This window comes from Nocardioides ochotonae, from assembly GCF_011420305.2.
GTDB lineage: Bacteria > Actinomycetota > Actinomycetes > Propionibacteriales > Nocardioidaceae > Nocardioides > Nocardioides ochotonae.
On record NZ_CP061769.1, the window covers coordinates 3,106,570 to 3,124,417 of the forward strand.

At 73.0% G+C, this 17,848-nt stretch carries 20 protein-coding genes; 10 read left to right on the plus strand and 10 right to left on the minus strand.

Features of this window, described 5'->3' with window-relative positions:
* Positions 1–49 precede the first annotated feature (49 nt).
* The 3 genes from HBO46_RS15075 (at position 50) to HBO46_RS15085 (ending at position 1,245) form a co-directional block, all read left to right on the plus strand.
* Positions 50–631, plus strand: a complete 582-nt coding sequence (locus HBO46_RS15075) for a TetR/AcrR family transcriptional regulator (RefSeq protein ID WP_166135922.1) — start codon at positions 50–52, stop codon at positions 629–631.
* A gap of 71 nt (positions 632–702) precedes the next feature.
* On the plus strand, positions 703–924 hold the full coding sequence (locus HBO46_RS15080) for a DUF3107 domain-containing protein (protein WP_166133150.1): 222 nt from the start codon (positions 703–705) through the stop codon (positions 922–924).
* Between the two features lie 15 nt (positions 925–939).
* Positions 940–1,245, plus strand: coding sequence for a hypothetical protein (locus HBO46_RS15085; protein WP_166133152.1), 306 nt, complete (start codon positions 940–942; stop codon positions 1,243–1,245).
* 32 nt (positions 1,246–1,277) lie between these two features.
* Here the strand turns inward: HBO46_RS15085 and HBO46_RS15090 are convergent, their stop codons facing one another.
* The gene (locus HBO46_RS15090) at positions 1,278–1,982 is read right to left on the minus strand and encodes a ferritin-like fold-containing protein (protein WP_166133154.1); all 705 of its coding nucleotides are present in this window, start codon (positions 1,980–1,982) and stop codon (positions 1,278–1,280) included.
* Positions 1,983–2,278: 296 nt separating this feature from the next.
* Here HBO46_RS15090 and HBO46_RS15095 point away from each other — a divergent pair, with 296 nt between their 5' ends.
* Positions 2,279–3,742 carry a DEAD/DEAH box helicase gene (locus tag HBO46_RS15095; protein ID WP_224769115.1) on the plus strand — a complete coding sequence of 488 codons (1,464 nt, stop codon included), beginning with the start codon at positions 2,279–2,281 and terminating at the stop codon, positions 3,740–3,742.
* A gap of 68 nt (positions 3,743–3,810) precedes the next feature.
* Here HBO46_RS15095 and HBO46_RS15100 read toward each other — a convergent pair whose 3' ends face one another.
* Positions 3,811–4,488 carry a L,D-transpeptidase gene (locus tag HBO46_RS15100; protein WP_166133156.1) on the minus strand — a complete coding sequence of 226 codons (678 nt, stop codon included), beginning with the start codon at positions 4,486–4,488 and terminating at the stop codon, positions 3,811–3,813.
* Positions 4,488–5,369, minus strand: a complete 882-nt coding sequence (locus HBO46_RS15105; protein WP_224769117.1) for a ParA family protein — start codon at positions 5,367–5,369, stop codon at positions 4,488–4,490. The genes HBO46_RS15100 and HBO46_RS15105 overlap by 1 nt, the downstream gene beginning before the upstream one ends.
* Before the next feature lie 59 nt (positions 5,370–5,428).
* Here HBO46_RS15105 and HBO46_RS15110 point away from each other — a divergent pair, with 59 nt between their 5' ends.
* Positions 5,429–6,289, plus strand: a complete 861-nt coding sequence (locus HBO46_RS15110) for an SDR family NAD(P)-dependent oxidoreductase (protein ID WP_166133158.1) — start codon at positions 5,429–5,431, stop codon at positions 6,287–6,289.
* Positions 6,290–6,296: 7 nt separating this feature from the next.
* Here the strand turns inward: HBO46_RS15110 and HBO46_RS15115 are convergent, their stop codons facing one another.
* The 3 genes from HBO46_RS15115 to HBO46_RS15125 all read right to left on the minus strand — a co-directional run bounded on the left by HBO46_RS15115 (position 6,297) and on the right by HBO46_RS15125 (position 8,490).
* Positions 6,297–6,911, minus strand: a complete 615-nt coding sequence (locus HBO46_RS15115) for a MarC family protein (RefSeq protein WP_166133160.1) — start codon at positions 6,909–6,911, stop codon at positions 6,297–6,299.
* On the minus strand, positions 6,908–7,786 hold the full coding sequence (locus tag HBO46_RS15120; RefSeq protein ID WP_166133162.1) for a PHP domain-containing protein: 879 nt from the start codon (positions 7,784–7,786) through the stop codon (positions 6,908–6,910). Before HBO46_RS15120 ends, HBO46_RS15115 begins: the two co-directional genes overlap by 4 nt.
* 71 nt (positions 7,787–7,857) lie before the next feature.
* Positions 7,858–8,490 carry a DUF6758 family protein gene (locus HBO46_RS15125; RefSeq protein ID WP_224769119.1) on the minus strand — a complete coding sequence of 211 codons (633 nt, stop codon included), beginning with the start codon at positions 8,488–8,490 and terminating at the stop codon, positions 7,858–7,860.
* Positions 8,491–8,617: 127 nt separating this feature from the next.
* Here HBO46_RS15125 and cobT point away from each other — a divergent pair, with 127 nt between their 5' ends.
* On the plus strand, positions 8,618–9,646 hold the full coding sequence (gene cobT / locus HBO46_RS15130; RefSeq protein WP_166133164.1) for a nicotinate-nucleotide--dimethylbenzimidazole phosphoribosyltransferase: 1,029 nt from the start codon (positions 8,618–8,620) through the stop codon (positions 9,644–9,646).
* Positions 9,647–9,693: 47 nt separating this feature from the next.
* Positions 9,694–10,437, plus strand: coding sequence for an adenosylcobinamide-GDP ribazoletransferase (locus HBO46_RS15135; protein ID WP_224769121.1), 744 nt, complete (start codon positions 9,694–9,696; stop codon positions 10,435–10,437).
* Between the two features lie 28 nt (positions 10,438–10,465).
* Here the strand turns inward: HBO46_RS15135 and HBO46_RS15140 are convergent, their stop codons facing one another.
* From HBO46_RS15140 to HBO46_RS15150, 3 genes are all read right to left on the minus strand, one after another.
* A complete protein-coding gene (locus tag HBO46_RS15140) occupies positions 10,466–10,999 on the minus strand; it encodes a MaoC family dehydratase (protein ID WP_166133166.1) in 534 nt (177 codons plus the stop codon).
* Between the two features lie 122 nt (positions 11,000–11,121).
* Positions 11,122–11,298, minus strand: a complete 177-nt coding sequence (locus HBO46_RS15145) for a DUF5302 domain-containing protein (protein ID WP_224769122.1) — start codon at positions 11,296–11,298, stop codon at positions 11,122–11,124.
* A 146-nt stretch (positions 11,299–11,444) separates the two neighbouring features.
* Positions 11,445–12,641: an acyl-CoA dehydrogenase family protein gene (locus HBO46_RS15150; RefSeq protein ID WP_166133168.1), complete on the minus strand. Its 1,197-nt coding sequence runs from the start codon at positions 12,639–12,641 to the stop codon at positions 11,445–11,447.
* Positions 12,642–12,921: 280 nt separating this feature from the next.
* Between HBO46_RS15150 and HBO46_RS15155 the strand changes: the two genes are divergently transcribed.
* The gene (locus HBO46_RS15155; RefSeq protein ID WP_166133170.1) at positions 12,922–14,787 is read left to right on the plus strand and encodes an alkaline phosphatase family protein; all 1,866 of its coding nucleotides are present in this window, start codon (positions 12,922–12,924) and stop codon (positions 14,785–14,787) included.
* 25 nt (positions 14,788–14,812) lie between these two features.
* On the opposite strand, the gene HBO46_RS15160 is transcribed toward HBO46_RS15155, so the two are convergent.
* Positions 14,813–15,799 (minus strand): exonuclease/endonuclease/phosphatase family protein, encoded by a 987-nt coding sequence (locus tag HBO46_RS15160; RefSeq protein WP_166133172.1) that lies wholly within the window; start codon positions 15,797–15,799, stop codon positions 14,813–14,815.
* A 220-nt stretch (positions 15,800–16,019) separates the two neighbouring features.
* Here HBO46_RS15160 and HBO46_RS15165 point away from each other — a divergent pair, with 220 nt between their 5' ends.
* Entirely contained in the window at positions 16,020–17,267 is a 1,248-nt protein-coding gene (locus HBO46_RS15165) for a magnesium transporter MgtE N-terminal domain-containing protein (protein ID WP_166133174.1), read from the plus strand.
* Entirely contained in the window at positions 17,260–17,841 is a 582-nt protein-coding gene (locus tag HBO46_RS15170; protein ID WP_166133176.1) for a DUF1003 domain-containing protein, read from the plus strand. The genes HBO46_RS15165 and HBO46_RS15170 overlap by 8 nt, the downstream gene beginning before the upstream one ends.
* The last annotated feature ends 7 nt before the right edge of the window (positions 17,842–17,848 follow it).

Genomic DNA, 17,848 nt, shown 5'->3' on the forward strand with positions numbered 1-17,848 from the left:
GGGCGCAGGGCAGTACGACGTCGACAGCGGCCGCCCCCGTGGCGCACGGATGCCGCGCCGCGAGCGACGCGCCCAGCTCCTCGGGGCCGCACTCGAGGTGTTCGTGGCACAGGGCTACCACGCCGCCGCGATGGACGACATCGCCGAGCGGGCGGGGGTCTCCAAGCCGGTGCTCTACCAGCACTTCCCCGGCAAGCTCGACCTCTACCTCGCGCTGCTCGACGCCTCGTGCGACACGATCATCGACAACTGCCGCCGTGCGCTGGAGGTCAGCCACGACAACAAGGTCCGCGTCGCGGCCGCGATCGACGCCTTCTACGACTACGTCGCCAGCGAGTCCGGCGCCTTCAAGCTGGTCTTCGAGTCCGACCTGACCAGCGAGCCCGCGGTGCGCGAGCACACCGAGCGGGTGACCACCGAGTGCGCCGCGATGATCGCGGAGGTCATCACCGAGGACACCGACCTGCCGCAGCCCGCCGCGCGCCTGCTCGCCGTCTCCCTGGTCGGAATGGCCCAGGTCTCCGCGCGGTTCTGGCTCGCGGAGGCCGGCGGCATCTCGCGTCCCGACGCCGCGGCGCTCGTGGCCGGGCTCGCCTGGCGCGGCATCCGCGGGTACCCCCGCACCGACTGACCGCCCGGCCCGGGCTCCCGTTCCCGCACCATCCCCCGCAGAACCCATCACCCCATCACAAGGAGGACCCCGTGGAGGTCAAGATCGGCGTGCAGCACGCGCCCCGCGAGCTCGTCGTGGACACCGACGTCACCGGCGACCACGTCCAGGAGCTCCTGGCCCAGGCGCTGGCGGCCGACTCCGTCTTCACCCTGACCGACGTCAAGGGCCGCACCATCATCGTCCCGGCCGCGAAGGTCGCCTACCTCGAGGTCGGCTCCAGCGTCGTCGGCCAGGTCGGCTTCCGCGGCTGACGTCAGCCGCCACCAATGCTCGTCAGCGACATCCTCTGGGCGCTCGTCGGCGGCACCGTCGTCGGGCTGCTCGGCACCCTGTTGACCTCGCGGGACCACGGCGAGCTCCGTGACCCCGTCGAGGTCGACGCGGTGCCGCTGTGGCTGTCGATCCTGTGTGGGGTGGGCGGCGTCGCCCTCGGCAACGTCGCCTACACCCACATCTGGGCGCCGAGCACGCCCGGTCTGGACTGGTGGCGCCACGGCTGGCAGATCGCCGGGGCGCTCGCGCTCGTCGGCGCCGCCGCGGCCGTCACCGTCCGGCGCCGCCGCCGGCGCTGACACCGACTGTTCCCGGCCCGCGGCCGGTGGGCTCAGCTGGCGAGGCCGAGGTTGTCCATCCGCTCGGCGTGCCGCTCGGTGAGCCGGGCGAACATCCGCCCGATGGCGGCGAGGTCGAGCCCCGGGCGGTCGGTGCCGCCGGCGAGCAGCGCGGAGAGCGAGTCCCGCTCGGCCGCCACCCGCTGGGCCTGGATCAGCGCCTCGCCCACCAGCCGGCGCCCCCACAGCGCGAGCCGGCCACCGAGGCGCGGGTCGCGCGCGATCGCGGCGCGCACCCGGCTCACGACGAACTCCGAGTGGCCGGTCTCCTCCAGCGAGCTGACGATCAGGTCGCGGGTGTCGACGTCGAGGTACGCCGCCACCTCGCGGTAGAAGTCGTCGGCGAGCCCGTCGCCGACGTAGGCCTTGATCAGGCTCTCGTACCAGTCCGACGGCGCGGTGTGCTCGTGGAAGGAGTCGATGGGCGTGCGGAACGGCGCCATCGCCGCGAACGGGTCGGCGCCGAGCTCCTCGAGGCGGCGCTGGAGCAGCCCCACCTTGCCGAACTCCCCCGCGGCCATCGTCGCGATCGCGACCTTGTCCTCGAGGGTCGGAGCGAGCCGGGCGTCCTCGGCGAGTCGCTCGAAGGCGCTGATCTCGCCGTACGCGACCGCACCGAGCAGGTCGACGACTGCCTCGCGGTACGCCGGGTCCTCCAGCGCAAGTGGGCCGTGCTCTCCCGGCGAGGATGCAGTCATGCCCCGACCCTACCGATAGACTGCCGGCGAAAGTCCCGTGGCGTCCCCTTCCCCACCGCTTGCGCAGTGCCGAAGGAGCCGGGCGCCGCCTGCATGTGCGCGGCTGACGCCGTCGTCAGGGGTTACCCGCTCTTCTCGATGAGCTCCGCCGCACCGGTCCTACTTCGGTCTGACGGCTGAACCGCTTAGAAAGAGACGAGACACTGACCACCACCTTCCGCGAGCTCGGGGTCCTCCCCGGGATCTGCGACGCGCTGGAGCGCGCCGGCATCACCACTCCCTTCGCCATCCAGGAGATGACCCTCTCGGTCGCCCTGGTCGGCACCGACCTGATCGGCCAGGCCCGCACGGGCACCGGCAAGACGCTGGCCTTCGGCATCCCCGTGATGCAGCGCAGCATCGCGCCCAGCGACCCGGCGTACGCCGACCTGCCGCAGGGCAAGCCGCAGGCACTGATCGTCGCCCCGACCCGCGAGCTCGCGCTCCAGGTCTCCAGCGACCTGCACCTGGCCAGCAAGGACATCGGCCTGCGCGTGCTGACCGTGTACGGCGGCGTCGGCTACGACACCCAGCTCGACGCCCTCGAGGCCGGCGTGGACATCGTCGTCGGCACCCCGGGCCGGCTGATCGACCTGGCCAACCGCAAGGCCCTCGACCTCTCCCACGTCCACGCCCTGGTGCTCGACGAGGCCGACGAGATGCTGGACCTGGGCTTCCTGCCCGACGTCGAGCGCCTGCTGTCGATGACCCCCGAGACCCGGCAGACGATGCTGTTCTCCGCGACCATGCCCTCGGCGATCGTCGCGCTGGCGCGCACCCACATGCGCCACCCGATGAACATCCGCGCGGAGTCCTCCTACGAGAACGCCACCGTCCCCACGACGGCGCAGTTCATCTACCAGGCCCACGACCTGGACAAGACCGAGATGATCGGTCGGATCCTCCAGGCCGAGGACGTCGAGAAGATCGTGGTCTTCACCCGCACCAAGCGCCAGGCGCAGCGGGTGGCCGACGACCTCACCGAGCGCGGCTTCAAGGCCAGCCCGCTGCACGGCGACATGGCCCAGATCGCGCGCGAGAAGGCGATGACGAAGTTCCGCGAGGACAAGATCCAGGTCCTCGTCGCCACCGACGTCGCCGCGCGCGGCATCGACGTCCGCGGCGTCTCCCACGTCATCAACTACACCTGCCCCGAGGACGACAAGACCTACGTCCACCGCATCGGCCGCACCGGCCGCGCGGGTGCCTCGGGCATCGCGGTCACCTTCGTCGACTGGGCGGACCTGCACCGCTGGAAGATGATCAACAAGGCGCTGGACCTGCCCTTCGACTCCCCGCTGGAGACCTACTCCACCTCGGAGCACTTCCTGCACGACATGGGGGTTCCCCCGGGCGTCAAGGGCCGCATCGTGGCCCCCGCGCCGGTCGAGCGCAAGGACCGTGCGCCGCGCCAGGAGCGCGAGAGCGAGCGCCCCGCCCGCAACCGCAACCGGCGACGCACCCGCAGCGGCGAGGACGCCGGCGAGGGCAGCGCGACCACTGCACCCGCTGCGGCCAGCAACGGGGCCGCCGACGGCGCCGGCGAGTCCGCCGGCGAGTCCGCCGGCGAGTCCGCGCCCGGTGAGGGCGCGAGCCGCAACCGTCGCCGTCGTCGTCGCCGTTCCACCGGTGGCGGTGGCGCCGAGGGCTCCGCCGAGGGCTCCGCCGCGGGCGGCGCCGACAGCGGTGCCACGTCGCAGGACGCCCCCGCCGACGCCTGAGTCGACAACTGACCGGTTGCCCCGGGCCTCGCACGTCGAGGTCCGGGGCTTCGGCGTTCCCGGGGGTCTCAGCGGGTGACGACGACCGTGGTGCCGAGCGGGGCGAAGTCCCACAGCAGCCGGGCGTCGGAGCGACGCTGGCGGATGCAGCCGTGCGAGGTCGGGGTCCCGAGCTCGTCGACGCCCTGCAGCAGCACGCCGTCCTTGACCGGGATGTCGTGGAAGCCGATGGCCGCGCCCGAGGGGCCGCGGGTGAAGCGGACGAACCACTTCATCGTGCCGGAGTCGTCGATGCCCACGGCGTCCTCCGAGCGGGAGTAGACCTCGTAGGTGCCGGGCTCCAGGTTGTCGTAGACGGTGCCGGAGACCAGGTAGGTGTGCGCCACGCGGTCGGCATCCTCGACCAGCCACACGCGTTGGCGGCCCTCGCTGTAGACCACCCGGCGCCCCTCGCCCGAGGCCGGGGGCAGCGAGGTGTCGGCGGAGAGCTCGGCGGCCTGGGCCGCGGCGTCGACGACGGCGTACGCCGCGCGGGAGGGAGCGGTCGCGGGCTCGCGCACCGCCCGGCCACCGGCGCCGGCCACCGGCGCCGAGGCCTGCTCGGCGTGCTCGGGGCCGGGGTCGGCCGGCCCGCCGGGCAGCACGCCGGTGCCGCCCAGCACTGCCACGAGGGTCACCAGAAGGGCGGCGCCGAGGGCGGAGATGCGCCCGTAGCGCGGGCGCACGGGTGCGCGGTGGCGGCCCATCAGGACGACTTCCGGGAGGTGCGGGACGGCTGCTGCCCGGCCTTCCGGGCAGTCTTCTGGCCGTTCTTCTGGCCATTCTTCTGGGCGGCCTTCGGGCGCTGGGAGCGCTCCACGAGGCTCTCGGCGACCGCACGGTACGCCGCAGCGCCCTTGCTGGTGCGACTCGTGCTCAGGATCGAGCGCCCCACCGCGGGCGCCTCGGCGAACTTGATGGTCTTGGGGATCGGCGGTCCGAGGACCTCGAGGTCGTAGGTGGAGGAGATCGTCTCCAGCACCGTGCGGGCGTGCTGGGTGCGCCCGTCGTACAGCGTGGGCAGGACGCCCCACACCTCCAGGCCGCGGTTGGTGAAGCGGCGCACGTCGTGGACGGTGTCGAGCAGCTGCCCGACCCCGCGGTGCGAGAGCGTCTCGCACTGCAGCGGCACCAGCACGCCGTCGGCGGCGGTCAGCGCGGCCACGGTGAGCACGCCCAGCGAGGGCGGGCAGTCGAGCAGGACCCAGTCGTAGCCGCCCTCCTCGGTCTCGGCGAGCACCTCGTCGAGGTCGCTGAGCATCCCGGCGAGCACCTGCTCGCGGCCGGTGCGGGTCAGCAGCTCGGCCTCGGCGCGGGCCAGCTCGATGGTCGCCGGCAGCAGGTCGACGCCGTCCTCGGTGCCGACGATGACCTCGAGCGGGTCCAGGCCCTGGGTCAGCACCTGGTGCACCGAGAGCTCCAGGTCCTCCGGGTCGATGCCCAGGGAGAACGTCAGGCACGCCTGCGGGTCGAGGTCGACGAGCAGGACGGAGTGCCCCAGCTCGACGAGCGCGGCGCCGAGGGAGGCGACCGACGTGGTCTTGGCGACGCCACCCTTCTGGTTGGCGAGCGCGAGTGTGGTGCTCACGGTCGTCATCATGCCGGAACGCCTCCACCGGACGAGGGAGGCTGGGGTAAGACTTGTGCATGTCCCGCGACCAGGCCGCTCCCACGCCCTCCGCCACCCGCTCTGCCGGCCCCTCCACGAGCCCCGCTTCCGACCCCTCCGGCACCGCCCCCACCGTCGGATCGCGCACCGCTCTCGTCACCGGGCCGACCGCCGGCATCGGGCGCGCCTTCGCCGAGCAGCTGGCCCGCGGCGGACACGACCTGGTACTGGTCGCCCGCGACCGGGAGCGCCTCGAGGAGGTGGCCGCCGGGCTGCGCGCGTCGTACGGCGTGCAGGTCGAGGTGCTTCCCGCCGACCTCGCCGACCGCGAGCAGCTGCGCGTGGTGGAGGACCGGCTGCGCGACCCGGCGCGCCCGGTCGACCTGCTGGTCAACAACGCCGGCTTCGGGCTCAAGGGCCGCTTCCTCGACAACGACGTGGACACCGAGACTGCGATGCTCGACGTCCTGGTGACCGCGGTGATGCGCCTGTCGCACGCCGCGCTCGGGCCGATGGCCGCGCGCGGCCGCGGCGGGATCATCAACGTCTCGAGCGTGGCGGCGTTCCTGCCCCGCGGCACCTACTCCGCCGCCAAGGCGTGGGTGAACAGCTTCAGCGAGTGGGCCGCTCAGGAGTATCGCGACCGTGGGGTGACCATCACCGCCCTGTGCCCGGGCTTCACCCGCACCGAGTTCCACGCCCGCATGGACGTGCGCCAGGACTCCGCGCCCGACTTCCTCTGGCTCGACGCCGACGAGCTGGTCGCCACCGCGCTCGCCGACCACGCGCGCGGGCGGGTCTACTCGGTGCCGAGCCTGCAGTACAAGGCGATCACCACGGCGGCCCGGGTGGTCCCGAACCGCCTGCTCCAGCGGCTGCAGTCGCTCGGGCGCCGCTGAGCGCGGCTCAGCCCTCGCCGGCGATGAACGCGCGGACCGCGTCGGCGATCAGCTGCACCGCGATGGCCGAGAGCAGCAGGCCGGCGATCCGGGTGACCAGCAGGACGCCGGACTCCCGGATCAGGCGCAGGATCGGCAGCGAGAAGCGCATCGCCGCCCACAGCATCAGGTGCACCGCCACGATGCCGATGGCCACCGCGCTGAACGTCGCGGCGTCGTCGACGCGCTCGACGAAGAGCATCACCGCCACGATCGCGCCCGGGCCCGCCAGCAGCGGCGTCGCCAGCGGCACGATCGCGACGTTGCCGGTGGTCGAGGTCGGTTCCTTGTCGTTGCCGGTCAGCAGCTCCAGGGCGATCAACAGCAGGAGCAGGCCACCCGCACACTGCAGCGCGGGCAGCGAGATGTGCAGGTAGGACAGGATCGACTGCCCGAAGAGGGCGAAGGCCACGATGACGAAGAAGGAGACGACGACCGCGGTGAGGGCCGCCCGGCGGGCGTACCCCTCCGCGCGGCCGCTGGTCAGGGACAGGAAGATCGGGATCGTGCCGACCGGGTCCATGATCACGAACAGGGTCACGAAGACCTCGACGACCAGGACCGTGTCGAGGACAGAGCTCACGGGCGTACCACTTCAGGGGTCGGGCGTCCGCTGCGGGCGGACGCGATGGCCGCCAGGTCCAGGAGCCTGGCGTACTCGTCGGGATGGGTGGTGTTGACGCCGAGGTCGTGGTCGACCTTGCCGGCGCCGTGGTGGTCGCTGGCGCCGGTGATGACCAGGTCGAGCTCGCGGGCCAGGCCGCGCAGCTCGGCGCGGGTTGCGGCGTCGTGGTCCTGGTGGTCGACCTCGATGCCCGCCAGTCCGTGGCCGCGGAGCTCGGCGAGGTCGTCGAGGTCGGGGAACCGGCGGCGGCTGCGCCCCCACGGGTGGGCGATGACGCTGACCCCGCCGGCGGAGGTCACGTGGCCGAGCACGTCGACCAGCTCGGCGGCGTAGCGGGAGACGTGGGCCGGACGGCCCGCGCCCAGGTAGCGGTCGAAGGCCTCGGTCCGGTCCGCCACGACGCCCTTGGTCACCAGTGCGTCGGCGATGTGCGGGCGACCGGTGGCGGCGGTGCCGCGGGCGGCACGGCGCACGTCGTCGGCGTCGATGTCGATACCGAGGTCGCGCAGCCGGGACAGCATCTCGGGCACCCGGGCGCGCCGGCCCTCGAGCACGGCGTCCAGCTCGGCGACCAGCGGCGGGTAGGTCGGGTCGGGCAGGTAGGCCAGCAGGTGCACGCTGTGGCCGCGGTGGGTCGTGCTGATCTCCATCCCGCGCACCAGCTCGATCCCGGCCGACCGGGCCGCGTCGGCGGCCTCGTCCCAGCCGGCGGCGGTGTCGTGGTCGGTGATGGCCAGCACGTCGAGCCCCGCGGCGCGCGCGCCGGCGACCAGCTCGGCCGGGGTCTCGGTGCCATCGCTCGCCCGCGAGTGGGTGTGGAGATCGATGCGCACGGCAGGACTCTAGGGGCGCCCCGCCGCGTGGACCGATTTTCGAGGTGCTATCCACACTGTGATGTCGGCGATCACCACAGCGGGTGGGGTCCGCCGTACGGCAGGTCGAGCAGCGGCGCCCCGAGGCCGGAGACGTCGCGCAACGCCCAGTCCCTGCCGAGCATCAGCACCGCGGCGGCGGGTCGCACGACGATCCACAGCCAGCGGCCGTCCGCCTCTCCGGCCACCACGCTGCGGTCCCACTCCCCCGGCTCCGCGCTGATCGAGACCGTCCACAGGCGCACCACCTGGCTGCCGATCCGCACCGAGGCGACCGCCGGGCCGTGGCCGATCTCCTGGCCGGGGTCGGCGCCGCGGGTGCCGGCCACCCGGGACCCCAGCCCGACCCCGGTCTCCTCGGCCACCACCAGGACGTCGACGGGGCCGTCGGCGTCGCTGGCCCCGGAGCAGCCGGTCATGGTGGCGCGCAGGTCCCCGTCGTCCCCCGCGGCAGCCATGTCGGTGACCGCCCAGCCGGGGCTCAGCGGCCAGGGCAGGTACGTCGGGAACCCGCGGCTGCGCACCAGGTGCTCGGCGAACGCGTCGTACGACGCCTCCGGCGCGCGCCACAGCGGCGGGACCACGCCGTGCTCGGGGCAGCTCCAGCCGCTCCCCCCGGCGCGCGCCACCGGGGTGGTGCAGCGGGGGCAGCCGGGCACGGACATGGAACAACCGTGGTGACCGGCGCCGCGTTGGTCAAGGGGTTCGCGACGCCCCGCCGGCTCCGCGCGCGGCTCCCGATAGCCTCGGGTGCCCTGTCGCCCCGCGACACCGCCCGCCCGAGGAGCACCTGTGCAGACCGTTCATCCCCCCTCCGCCGACCATCGCGCGCTCGCCGAGCAGCGCCTGGCCGACCTCGCCACGCCGGCGGGGGCCCTCGGTCGGCTGGGGGACCTCGCGATCTGGCTGGCCGCGGCCCAGGGGCAGGTCCCGCCGGCCCCGCTGACCCAGGTCCGCGCCGTCGTGTTCGCCGGGGACCACGGCGTCGCCCAGCACGGCGTGTCCGCCTACCCCGCCGAGATCACCGGCTCGATGGTGCGCACGATGGCCAGCGGCCGGGCGGTGATCTCCGTGCTGGCCGCCCAGCACGACGTCGCGCTGCGGGTGCTCGACCTGGGCGTCGCCACCGACCTCGACGACCTGCCGGCCGCCGTGTCCTCGCGCAAGATCCGCGCGGGCAGCGGCGCCATCCATCTCGAGGACGCACTCACCCACTCCGAGACGCGCGCCGCACTCGGCGTCGGCTCGGCGGTCGCGGCCGAGGAGATCGCCGCCGGCGCCCAGCTGCTGGTCGGCGGGGACATGGGCATCGGCAACACCACCGTGGCCACCGCGCTGCTCGCGGCCTCCTTCGGCCTGGCCGCCGACGAGGTCACCGGACGCGGCACCGGGATCGACGACGCGGGCCTGGAGCGCAAGACCGCGGTGATCCAGCAGGCGCTGGACCGCGTCGGCCCGCGCACGGCCGACCCCATCGAGACGCTCACCGCCCTCGGCAGCGCCGACATCGCCGCGCAGGCGGGCTTCCTCGCCGCGGCCGCGCGAGCCGGCGTCCCCGTGCTGCTCGACGGGGTCATCTCGGTCGCCGCCGCGGTGATGGCCGACCGGCTCGCCCCGGGCGCGGCCGCCTGGTTCCTCGCCGGGCACCGCTCCACCGAGCCCGCCCAGGGCGTCGCGCTCGACAAGCTCGGGCTGGTGCCGGTCGTCGACCTGGACATGCGCCTCGGCGAGGGCAGCGGTGCGCTGCTCGCCCTCCCGGTGCTCCGCTCGGCGGCGCTGGTGCTGCGCGACGTCGCGCTGCTCAGCGAGGTCATGCCCTGAGCGGGGACCGGCCCCACGGGTCGAGCGGCGCGACGCTGCTCGACGCGGTGCGCTTCGCCGTCGGCACCCTCACCGCGGTGCCCGTGACGCCCCCACGGGTCGTGGACCGGCGCGTCGCCCTCACCGGGCTGCTGCTGGCGCCGCTGGCCGTGGTGCCGCTCGGCCTGCTCGTCGCGATGGTCCTCGCCGGCGGCCGCGAGCTCGGCCTGTCGTCGCTGGCCGTGGGGGTCGCCGCCACCGCCGCCCTCGCCCTGGGCAGCCGGGCCTTCCACCTCGACGGGCTGGCCGACACCGCCGACGCCCTGACCAGCTCCTACGACCGCGAGCGCGCCCTGGCGGTGATGAAGCGCGGCGACACCGGCCCGGCGGGCGCCGCGGCGCTGGCCCTGACCCTGGGGGTGCAGGCGGCGTCCTTCGCCGCGCTGACGCACGGCCGGTGGGGCCCGCTCCTCGCCGGCGCACTGGTGTGCGCCTCCCGGGTCGCCCCGGCACTGCTGTGCAGCCGCGGCCTCCCCGCGGCCCGACCGGGCGGCCTCACCGCGTCGTACGCCGGCACGCTGCATCCGGGCGTCCCGCTGGTCGGGTGGGCGGTCCTCGCCGGACTGCTCGCGGCGGTGTCCGCGCTCGCCGGCCTGCCGTGGTGGCGCGGCGTCGTCTGTGCGGTCGTCGGGCTGCTGCTCGTCGCGGCGCTCGCCCGCCGCGCGATGCGCCGCCTGGGCGGCGTCACCGGCGACATCCACGGCGCTGGGATCGAGCTCGCGCTCGCCGGCATGCTGCTGGCCGCGACCTGAGTCGCGGCCAGCAGGCACTTCCCTCGGTTCAGCCGGCGGCCGGACCCGGCCAGTTCTTGTCGGGCACCGGGGTCGGGCGGCCCGGCTGCTCGCCGCCGCGGGCGTCGAGGTAGCTCCGCTTGGGCACCATGACCTTGCGCCGGAAGATGCACACGACGGTGCCGTCGGCCTTGTAGCCGATGGTCTCCACGTAGACGACGCCACGGTCGTCCTTCGACTTCGACTCGAACTTGTCGAGCACCGTCGTCTCGCCGTAGATCGTGTCGCCGTGGAACGTCGGGGCGACGTGGCGCAGCGACTCCACCTCGAGGTTGGCGATCGCCTTGCCCGAGACGTCCGCGACGCTCATGCCCAGCAGGATCGAGTAGATGTAGTTGCCCACCACGACGTTCTTGCCGAACTGCGTGGTCTCGACGGCGTAGTTCTCGTCGATGTGCAGCGGGTGGTGGTTCATGGTGAGGAGGCTGAAGAGGTGGTCGTCGTACTCGGTGACCGTCTTGCCGGGCCAGTGCTTGTAGGTCGCACCGACCTCGAACTCCTCATAGCTGCGGCCGAACTGCACAGGGACTCCTTCGTCGCGGGGGCGGGTCCGCCCATCCTGCCCGCTCCGCACCCGGCTGCGCAGCGCCATGTGCGCCGGCTCACGCGCCCGACCGGGAGGTCCCGGCCGGGCGCGGGGCGGGACTAGCTGCCGCCGCCGCCGGCCTTGCGTCGGTGCATCTTCGGAGCACCGCCCACGACCTCCGAGCCGTGGGCCTTCTCCTTGGTCGGTCCCTCCTTGGGGACTCCCCGGTCGTTCGCGTGCTTGCGGTCGAGCGCCTCGCGCATCGCCGCCTTGAGGTCGTCGTTGGCTCCGGTCACGTGTGCCTCCCGGTGTCGCGGTCCGGCCCGGACCGAACGGCCCGGGCCCCTCCACCATCGCAGCAAGCGGGCCCCGGCGTCGACGGCATTCGCCGTCCGCCGGGGCCCGCTGCGCCCGATCTGCCCCGGATCTGCTCCGGACCCGGTCAGGCCTTGAGCTTGTAGTCCTTCAGCACGCTGCGCCCGATGATCATCTTCTGGATGTCGCTGGTGCCCTCGCCGATGAGCATGAACGCCGCCTCGCGGTAGAGCCGCTCGATCTCGTACTCCTTGGAGTAGCCGTAGCCGCCGTGGATGCGGAACGACGCCTCGACGACCTCGTTGCAGTACTCGCTGGCCAGCATCTTGGCCATCCCGGCCTCGACGTCGTTGCGCTGCCCGGAGTCCTTCTTGCGGGCCGCGCGGACCATCATCGCGTGGGCGGTCTCGACCTTCGTGGCCATCTCCGCGAGGCGGAACAGGATCGCCTGGTGCTCGGCGATCGGCTTGCCGAAGGTCTCGCGCTGCTGGGCGTAGGCCACGCCGAGCTCGAAGGCCCGGTTGGCGATGCCGCAGGCGCGGGCCGCGACGTTGACGCGGCCGACCTCGACGCCGTCCATCATCTGGTAGAAGCCCTTGCCCGGCTCACCACCGAGGATCTGGTCGGCGGAGATCCGGTGGCCCTCGAACACCATCTCGGTGGTGTCGATGCCCTTGTAGCCCATCTTGTCGATCTTGCCGGGCACGGTGACGCCCTGCGCGACCTCGCCGAAGCCGGGGGTCTTCTCGACCAGGAACGTCGTCATGTTCTTGTAGACCGAGTCGGCGCCCTCGTCGGTCTTGACCAGCACCGCGACCAGGGTGGAGGACCCGCCGTTGGTCAGCCACATCTTCTGGCCGGTGATCTCATAGCCGTCGTCGGTGCGGGTGGCCTTGGTCTTGATCGCCGCGACGTCCGAGCCGAGCGCGGGCTCCGACATCGAGAACGCGCCGCGGATCTCCCCGGTCGCCATCTTGGGCAGGTACTTCCGCTTCTGCTCCTCGGTGCCGTGCTTCATCAGCAGGTAGGCGACGATGAAGTGGGTGTTGATGACGCCGGAGACGCTCATCCAGCCGCGCGCGATCTCCTCCACGCACAGGGCGTAGGTCAGCAGCGACTCGCCGAGGCCGTCGTACTCCTCGGGGATCATCAGCCCGAAGATGCCGAGCTCCTTGAGGCCCTCGACGATCTCGGTGGGGTACTCGTCGGCGTGCTCCAGCTCGGTGGCCACCGGGAGGATCTTCTCCTCCACGAAGGTACGGACCGCCTTCAGGATCTCGCTCTGGTCCTCGGTCAGTCCCTCGGTCTCGCACAGGCGACCCATGGTCACTCTCCTCCGCAGTGGCCCGCCCCGCGGCGCGGACGGACGATGGCTTGGCATGGTACGGCGTACCCTCGCGGAGCCTACCGGCGAGTAGTTTCACGCGACATGACCAGGCTCACACAGCCCCGCTGAGCGTGGGAGCGGAAACTACACGTGTGTAGTTCATCGGAAGCGCTGGCGCGCCGTTATTCACACCAGTCACAGTGGTCCCGCGAGCACCAGCGACACCTCCCGCCGCGTGCGACGACCCACCTGACACCCCGTGGCAGAGGCAGGCCAGATGAACCCGACCCATCCCACCCCCCGACGTCCGCTGCGCACCGCAGCCGCCGCGCTGGCGCTGCTCCTCGTGGCGTCCGGGCTGGCCCTGTCGGCCGGGCCGGCGAGCGCCAAGCGGGCCCGGCTCACCGAGCAGCCCGCCGCCGCCACCGTGTCGCGCGTCGCGACCTTCAACGTGCTCGGCCACGGCCACACGACGCCGAAGGGCAACAAGCCGCACTACGACCCCAGCGGGCCCCGGATGACCTGGGCGATCCAGGCGATCGAGGCGGAGGGCGCCGAGGTCGTCGGCTTCCAGGAGTTCGAGCGCCCGCAGTACACCCGGTTCGCGGCGCTGCGGGGCTCGACGTGGGGCATGTTCCCGAACGCGCGCGGCACCAACGCCCAGATCAACAACACGATCGCCTGGCGCAAGGACCGCTGGAGCCTGGTCTCCGGCACCCACGTGAACCTGCCGTACTTCGGCGGCCAGATGCTGCCGCGCCCGCTGGTGCTGCTGCGCCACGTCCAGACCGGCCAGCTGATGTACGTCTTCAACACCCACAACCCCGCCAGCACCCGCGGCCCGGCCCAGCACCTGCGCGACCGCGCGGTGCGGCTGATGATCAAGCTCGTCAACGACCTGCGCGCCCAGTCCCCGGAGATCCCGGTCGTCGTCACCGGCGACATGAACGACAAGCCGAACTTCTTCTGCCCCTTCACCGCGGGCACCGGCATGGTCGCCGCGAACGGCGGCAGCAATGTGGACGGGGTGTGCACGCTGCCGCCCTCCCCGCGCATCGACTGGGTGCTCGGGACGCCCGACGCCCCCTTCACCGGCTACCGGGTGCTCCAGGACGCGCTGGTCCGCAAGGCCAGCGACCACCCGCTGATCTCCGCGATCGTCAACCTCCCGGCCCCGGCGGTGCAGGACAACCCGGTCGAGCGGGTCGTGGTGATCGACGTCGAGGGCATGACCTCCCGCGGCATCCGCCTGGCGGGCTCGAGCGCGCCGCACCTGGCACGGATGCAGCGCGAGGGTGCCTTCACCTTCAACGCCCGCACCACGGTGGAGAAGATCACCGGCCTGCCGAACCTGGTCAGCATGCTGACCGGACGCCGGGTGAAGGCCGCGGCCGAGGGACACGGCGTCGTGTGGAACCGCGACACCGGCAGCACCGTCCAGCGGGCCTCCGGTCGCTACGTCTCCAGCACCTTCGACCTGGTCCACAACTTCGGGCTGCGCACCGCGCTGCTGTCCACCCATGCCCGCACCGGCCTCATCGCCCGCAGCTGGGACGCCGTCAACGGCGGCGGCGACCCGTATGGCGTGGACAACGGCCGCAACAAGATCGACACGGTCCTGCGCCTCGCCGACGACGCCGCGCTGGGTCGCAGCCTGGTCTCGCTGCTGGCCGGTGACGCCCCGGAGTACACCGTCGCGCACCTCGGCTCGGTCGCGACCGCCGGACGCACCCACGGCTGGCACAGCAAGCAGTACCAGGCCGCGCTCACCCGGGTGGACCGCACCATCGGCTCGGTCCTCGACACGATCGCGGCCGACGAGCGGCTGCGGGCCGGCACGGTCGTGGTCGTCACCTCCGACTCCGGTGCCCAGCGCAAGCCCGGCAAGCCGCTGCGGCCGGTGCACTTCCGGGTGCCGCTGATGGTGTGGGGCAGCACCGTGGTCCCCGGCGCCGAGCTGTACTCGATCAACCCCGCCTACGTCTCGCCGGGCAACAAGCAGGTCGGGTACGGCGTGCGCCAGCAGCCGATCCGCACCGGCCTGGTCGCCAACCTGGTCAACGCACTGCTGCGCCTGCCGGCCATCCCGGGCAGCCGGTTCAACGCCGACCAGGCCTTCAACGTCTTCGTCGGGCCGAGCTGATCGGTCCCGCCGGCGGCCGGCGGGCTCAGCCCACGGTCGCGGTGGCGTGCACGAACGGGTGGTCGGTCGTGCGCGGCACCAGCCCGCCGCGGTCGGCGGCGTAGTCGCTGAAGGTGATGTTGAGCGAGCCCATGATCCAGTCGATCTTGGGGTCCGGCGGGAGCGTGCACGCGCTGCCCGTCGAGCCCCCGTTGGCCGCACGCATCGGGGCCCCGCGGGTCATCGTGCAGAAGAACTCGGCCTTGTCGTTCATGTCGCCGGTCAGCACCAGCGGCGTGCCGTCGGCGGTGAGGCGGGCGGCCAGCTCGGTCTCGCGCCGGGTCGCCTCGGCGCGCAGGTGCGCCGCCGGGCCACGGGTGCTGGCCGGGTTGTGGAAGTTCGCGAACCACACCTCACGCCCGCTGTCGCGGTGGCGCAGCAGGGCGTACGGCATCGGCTTCGGCTGCCCGCCGAAGTAGGGGATGTCGATGGTGTGGCCCTCGACGAGCTCCCAGACCTCGCTGCGCCACACGATCGAGTTGGCCAGAGCCGGGTTGCCGAGCTGGAGGCCCGGGAAGACCTCCCAGCCCGGGGTCGAGACGAGCACCTGGTGCTGCGGGACCTCGTACTCCTGCAGGCCGGCGACCGAGATCCCGGCGCCGTTCATGATGTCGATCGCCCAGCGCATGCGCTGCGGGCCCTCGGCGTAGCCGGGCTTGTTGCCACGCGCGGTGGTGTGGCCGTGCCCGAGGATGTTGAACGAGCTGACCCGGAAGGTGAACGGCTGGTCGGCCAGGGCCGCGAGCTCGGCCAGGCGGCGCAGCTCGCGGGCACGCGCCCGCTTCGCCGGGTCGGGCGCTCGGACGAAGGTCACTCCCGCGACGATCCGCTGCCGCTTGGGCGGCCCCGCGGTCTCGCTCGGCGTCGAGCTGGAGGAGGTCATGACCGGGGGGACCACGCGGGCGACGTACTCGTCCGGCGCGCTGCCACGGCTGCCGGCCCAGACCAGCGCCCCGAGGCAGATGCTCGCCACGACGAGGACGACGACAGCCGTTCCTGCCGACCGGGCACCTCGTCCCGGATGAGGTCCCGGGTGGGTCCCTCGCCTGCGTCCTGACATCCGTGCACTTCCTCCCGAGCCCCCGCTGCGGATCCTCACTCTACGTGGATCGCGACGCCCGCGCCGCGGCCCTCGCGGGACTCGCCCCCGGGAGCCGCGTCCGCCGGGGGTGGGACCGGTAGCCTGAGCCCTCGTGAGCACCACGCCCTCCCGCGTCTACGCGGCACGACTGGTCGGGCTGCCGATCTTCGACCCCCGGGGCGACCAGGTCGGCAAGGTCCGCGACCTCGTGGTCTCGATCCGCTCGGAGGGACACCAGCCCCGCGTCCTGGGCATGGTCGCCGAGGTCTTCGGCCGGCGGCGGATCTTCGTCCCGATGACCCGGGTGACCAACATCGACGCCGGCCAGGTGTACACGACCGGGCTGCTCAACATGCGTCGCTTCGAGCAGCGCTCCACCGAGACCCTGGTGATGGGGCAGATGCTGGACCGTCAGGTCCGGGTGATCCCCACCGGCGTGGTCGGCACGGTGTACGACGTCGCGATGGAGCAGGCCCGCAACCGAGACTGGGTGCTCAGCCGGGTGGCCGTCCAGGGGCCCGCCAAGGGACTGCGCCGTCGCGGGCAGACCTACGTCGTGGACTGGCGCGACCTCGAGGGCCTGGCCATCCGCGACGACAGCCAGGGCGCGACCCAGCTGCTGCTGGCCCTCAACGAGATGCGCCCCGCCGACGCGGCGAACACGATCCACGCCCTGCCCGCGGAGCGACGTGCCGCGGTCGTGGCCGCCCTCGACGACGAGCGGCTGGCCGACGTCCTGGAGGAGCTCCCCGAGGAGGACCAGGTCGAGATCCTCAGCCGCCTCGAGGACGAGCGGGCCGCTGACGTGCTCGAGGAGATGTCGGCCGACGACGCCGCCGACCTGATCGCCGAGCTGCCCCCGGAGACCGCCTCCGCACTGCTGGAGCTGATGGAGCCGCAGGAGGCGGAGGACGTCCGGCGCCTGATGTCCTACCTCGAGAACACCGCCGGCGCGATGATGACGCCGGAGCCGGTGATCCTCGGCCCGGACGCGACGGTCGCCGACGCCCTCGCCCACGTGCGCAACCCCGACCTGACGCCGGCGCTGGCCGCCCTGGTCTATGTCTGCCGCCAGCCGCTGGAGACCCCGACCGGGCGCCTGCTCGGCGTCGCGCACATCCAACGGCTGCTGCGCGAGCCGCCCTCGACGCTGGTCGCCGGCGTCCTCGACGACTCCATGGAGAACCTGCGCCCCGCAGCCACCATCGACGAGGTCGCGGCCCACCTGGCCACCTACAACCTCGTGGCCGCGCCGGTCGTCGACGACCAGGGCCACCTGCTCGGCGCGGTCACGGTCGACGACCTGCTCGACCACATGCTGCCGGAGGGCTGGCGCGACCAGGCGGTGCGCCGTGGCTGAGTCCCGCGGCACCCGCTCCGCACGCCTCGACACCCCGCGCGACACCCGGCGGACCCTGGTGCGGCGCCCGTCGTACGACTCCGACACCTTCGGGGTCTTCGCCGAGCAGTTCGCCCGGTTCATGGGCACCGCGCGGTTCCTGATCTGGATGACGGTGTTCGTCTCGGTCTGGATCTTCTGGAACTGGCTCGCCCCGGACGCCTGGAAGTGGGACAGCTACCCCTACATCTTCCTCACCCTGATCCTCAGCCTCCAGGCCTCCTACGCCGCACCGCTGATCCTGCTGGCGCAGAACCGTCAGGAGGCCCGCGACCGGGTGATCGCCGAGCAGGACCGCCAGGCCGACGCCCGCGCGCACGCCGACATGGAGTTCCTGGCCCGCGAGGTCGCCTCCCTGCGGATGGGCGTCAGCGAGGTGGTCACCCGCGACTACCTGCGCTCGGAGCTCCGCGCGCTGCTCCACGAGCTCGACGACCGCGCCGAGGAGCACGCCGCGGGCCGCGAGGAGGACCCCGGCGGGCCGCCGGGTTCCGTGCAGCGCACCAATGACGGCGCACAGCCGCCCACCACCTAGAATCGGT

Coding starts and splice junctions, on each gene's coding strand:
- HBO46_RS15095 (WP_224769115.1), top strand. CDS start 2,279: ATGACCCTCTCGGTCGCCCTGGTCGGCACCGACCTGATCGGCCAGGCC.
- HBO46_RS15125 (WP_224769119.1), bottom strand. CDS start 8,490: ATGTCCGTGCCCGGCTGCCCCCGCTGCACCACCCCGGTGGCGCGCGCC.
- HBO46_RS15075 (WP_166135922.1), top strand. CDS start 50: ATGCCGCGCCGCGAGCGACGCGCCCAGCTCCTCGGGGCCGCACTCGAG.
- HBO46_RS15085 (WP_166133152.1), top strand. CDS start 940: ATGCTCGTCAGCGACATCCTCTGGGCGCTCGTCGGCGGCACCGTCGTC.
- HBO46_RS15100 (WP_166133156.1), bottom strand. CDS start 4,488: ATGGGCCGCCACCGCGCACCCGTGCGCCCGCGCTACGGGCGCATCTCC.
- HBO46_RS15090 (WP_166133154.1), bottom strand. CDS start 1,982: ATGACTGCATCCTCGCCGGGAGAGCACGGCCCACTTGCGCTGGAGGAC.
- HBO46_RS15155 (WP_166133170.1), top strand. CDS start 12,922: ATGAACCCGACCCATCCCACCCCCCGACGTCCGCTGCGCACCGCAGCC.
- HBO46_RS15150 (WP_166133168.1), bottom strand. CDS start 12,641: ATGGGTCGCCTGTGCGAGACCGAGGGACTGACCGAGGACCAGAGCGAG.
- HBO46_RS15110 (WP_166133158.1), top strand. CDS start 5,429: ATGTCCCGCGACCAGGCCGCTCCCACGCCCTCCGCCACCCGCTCTGCC.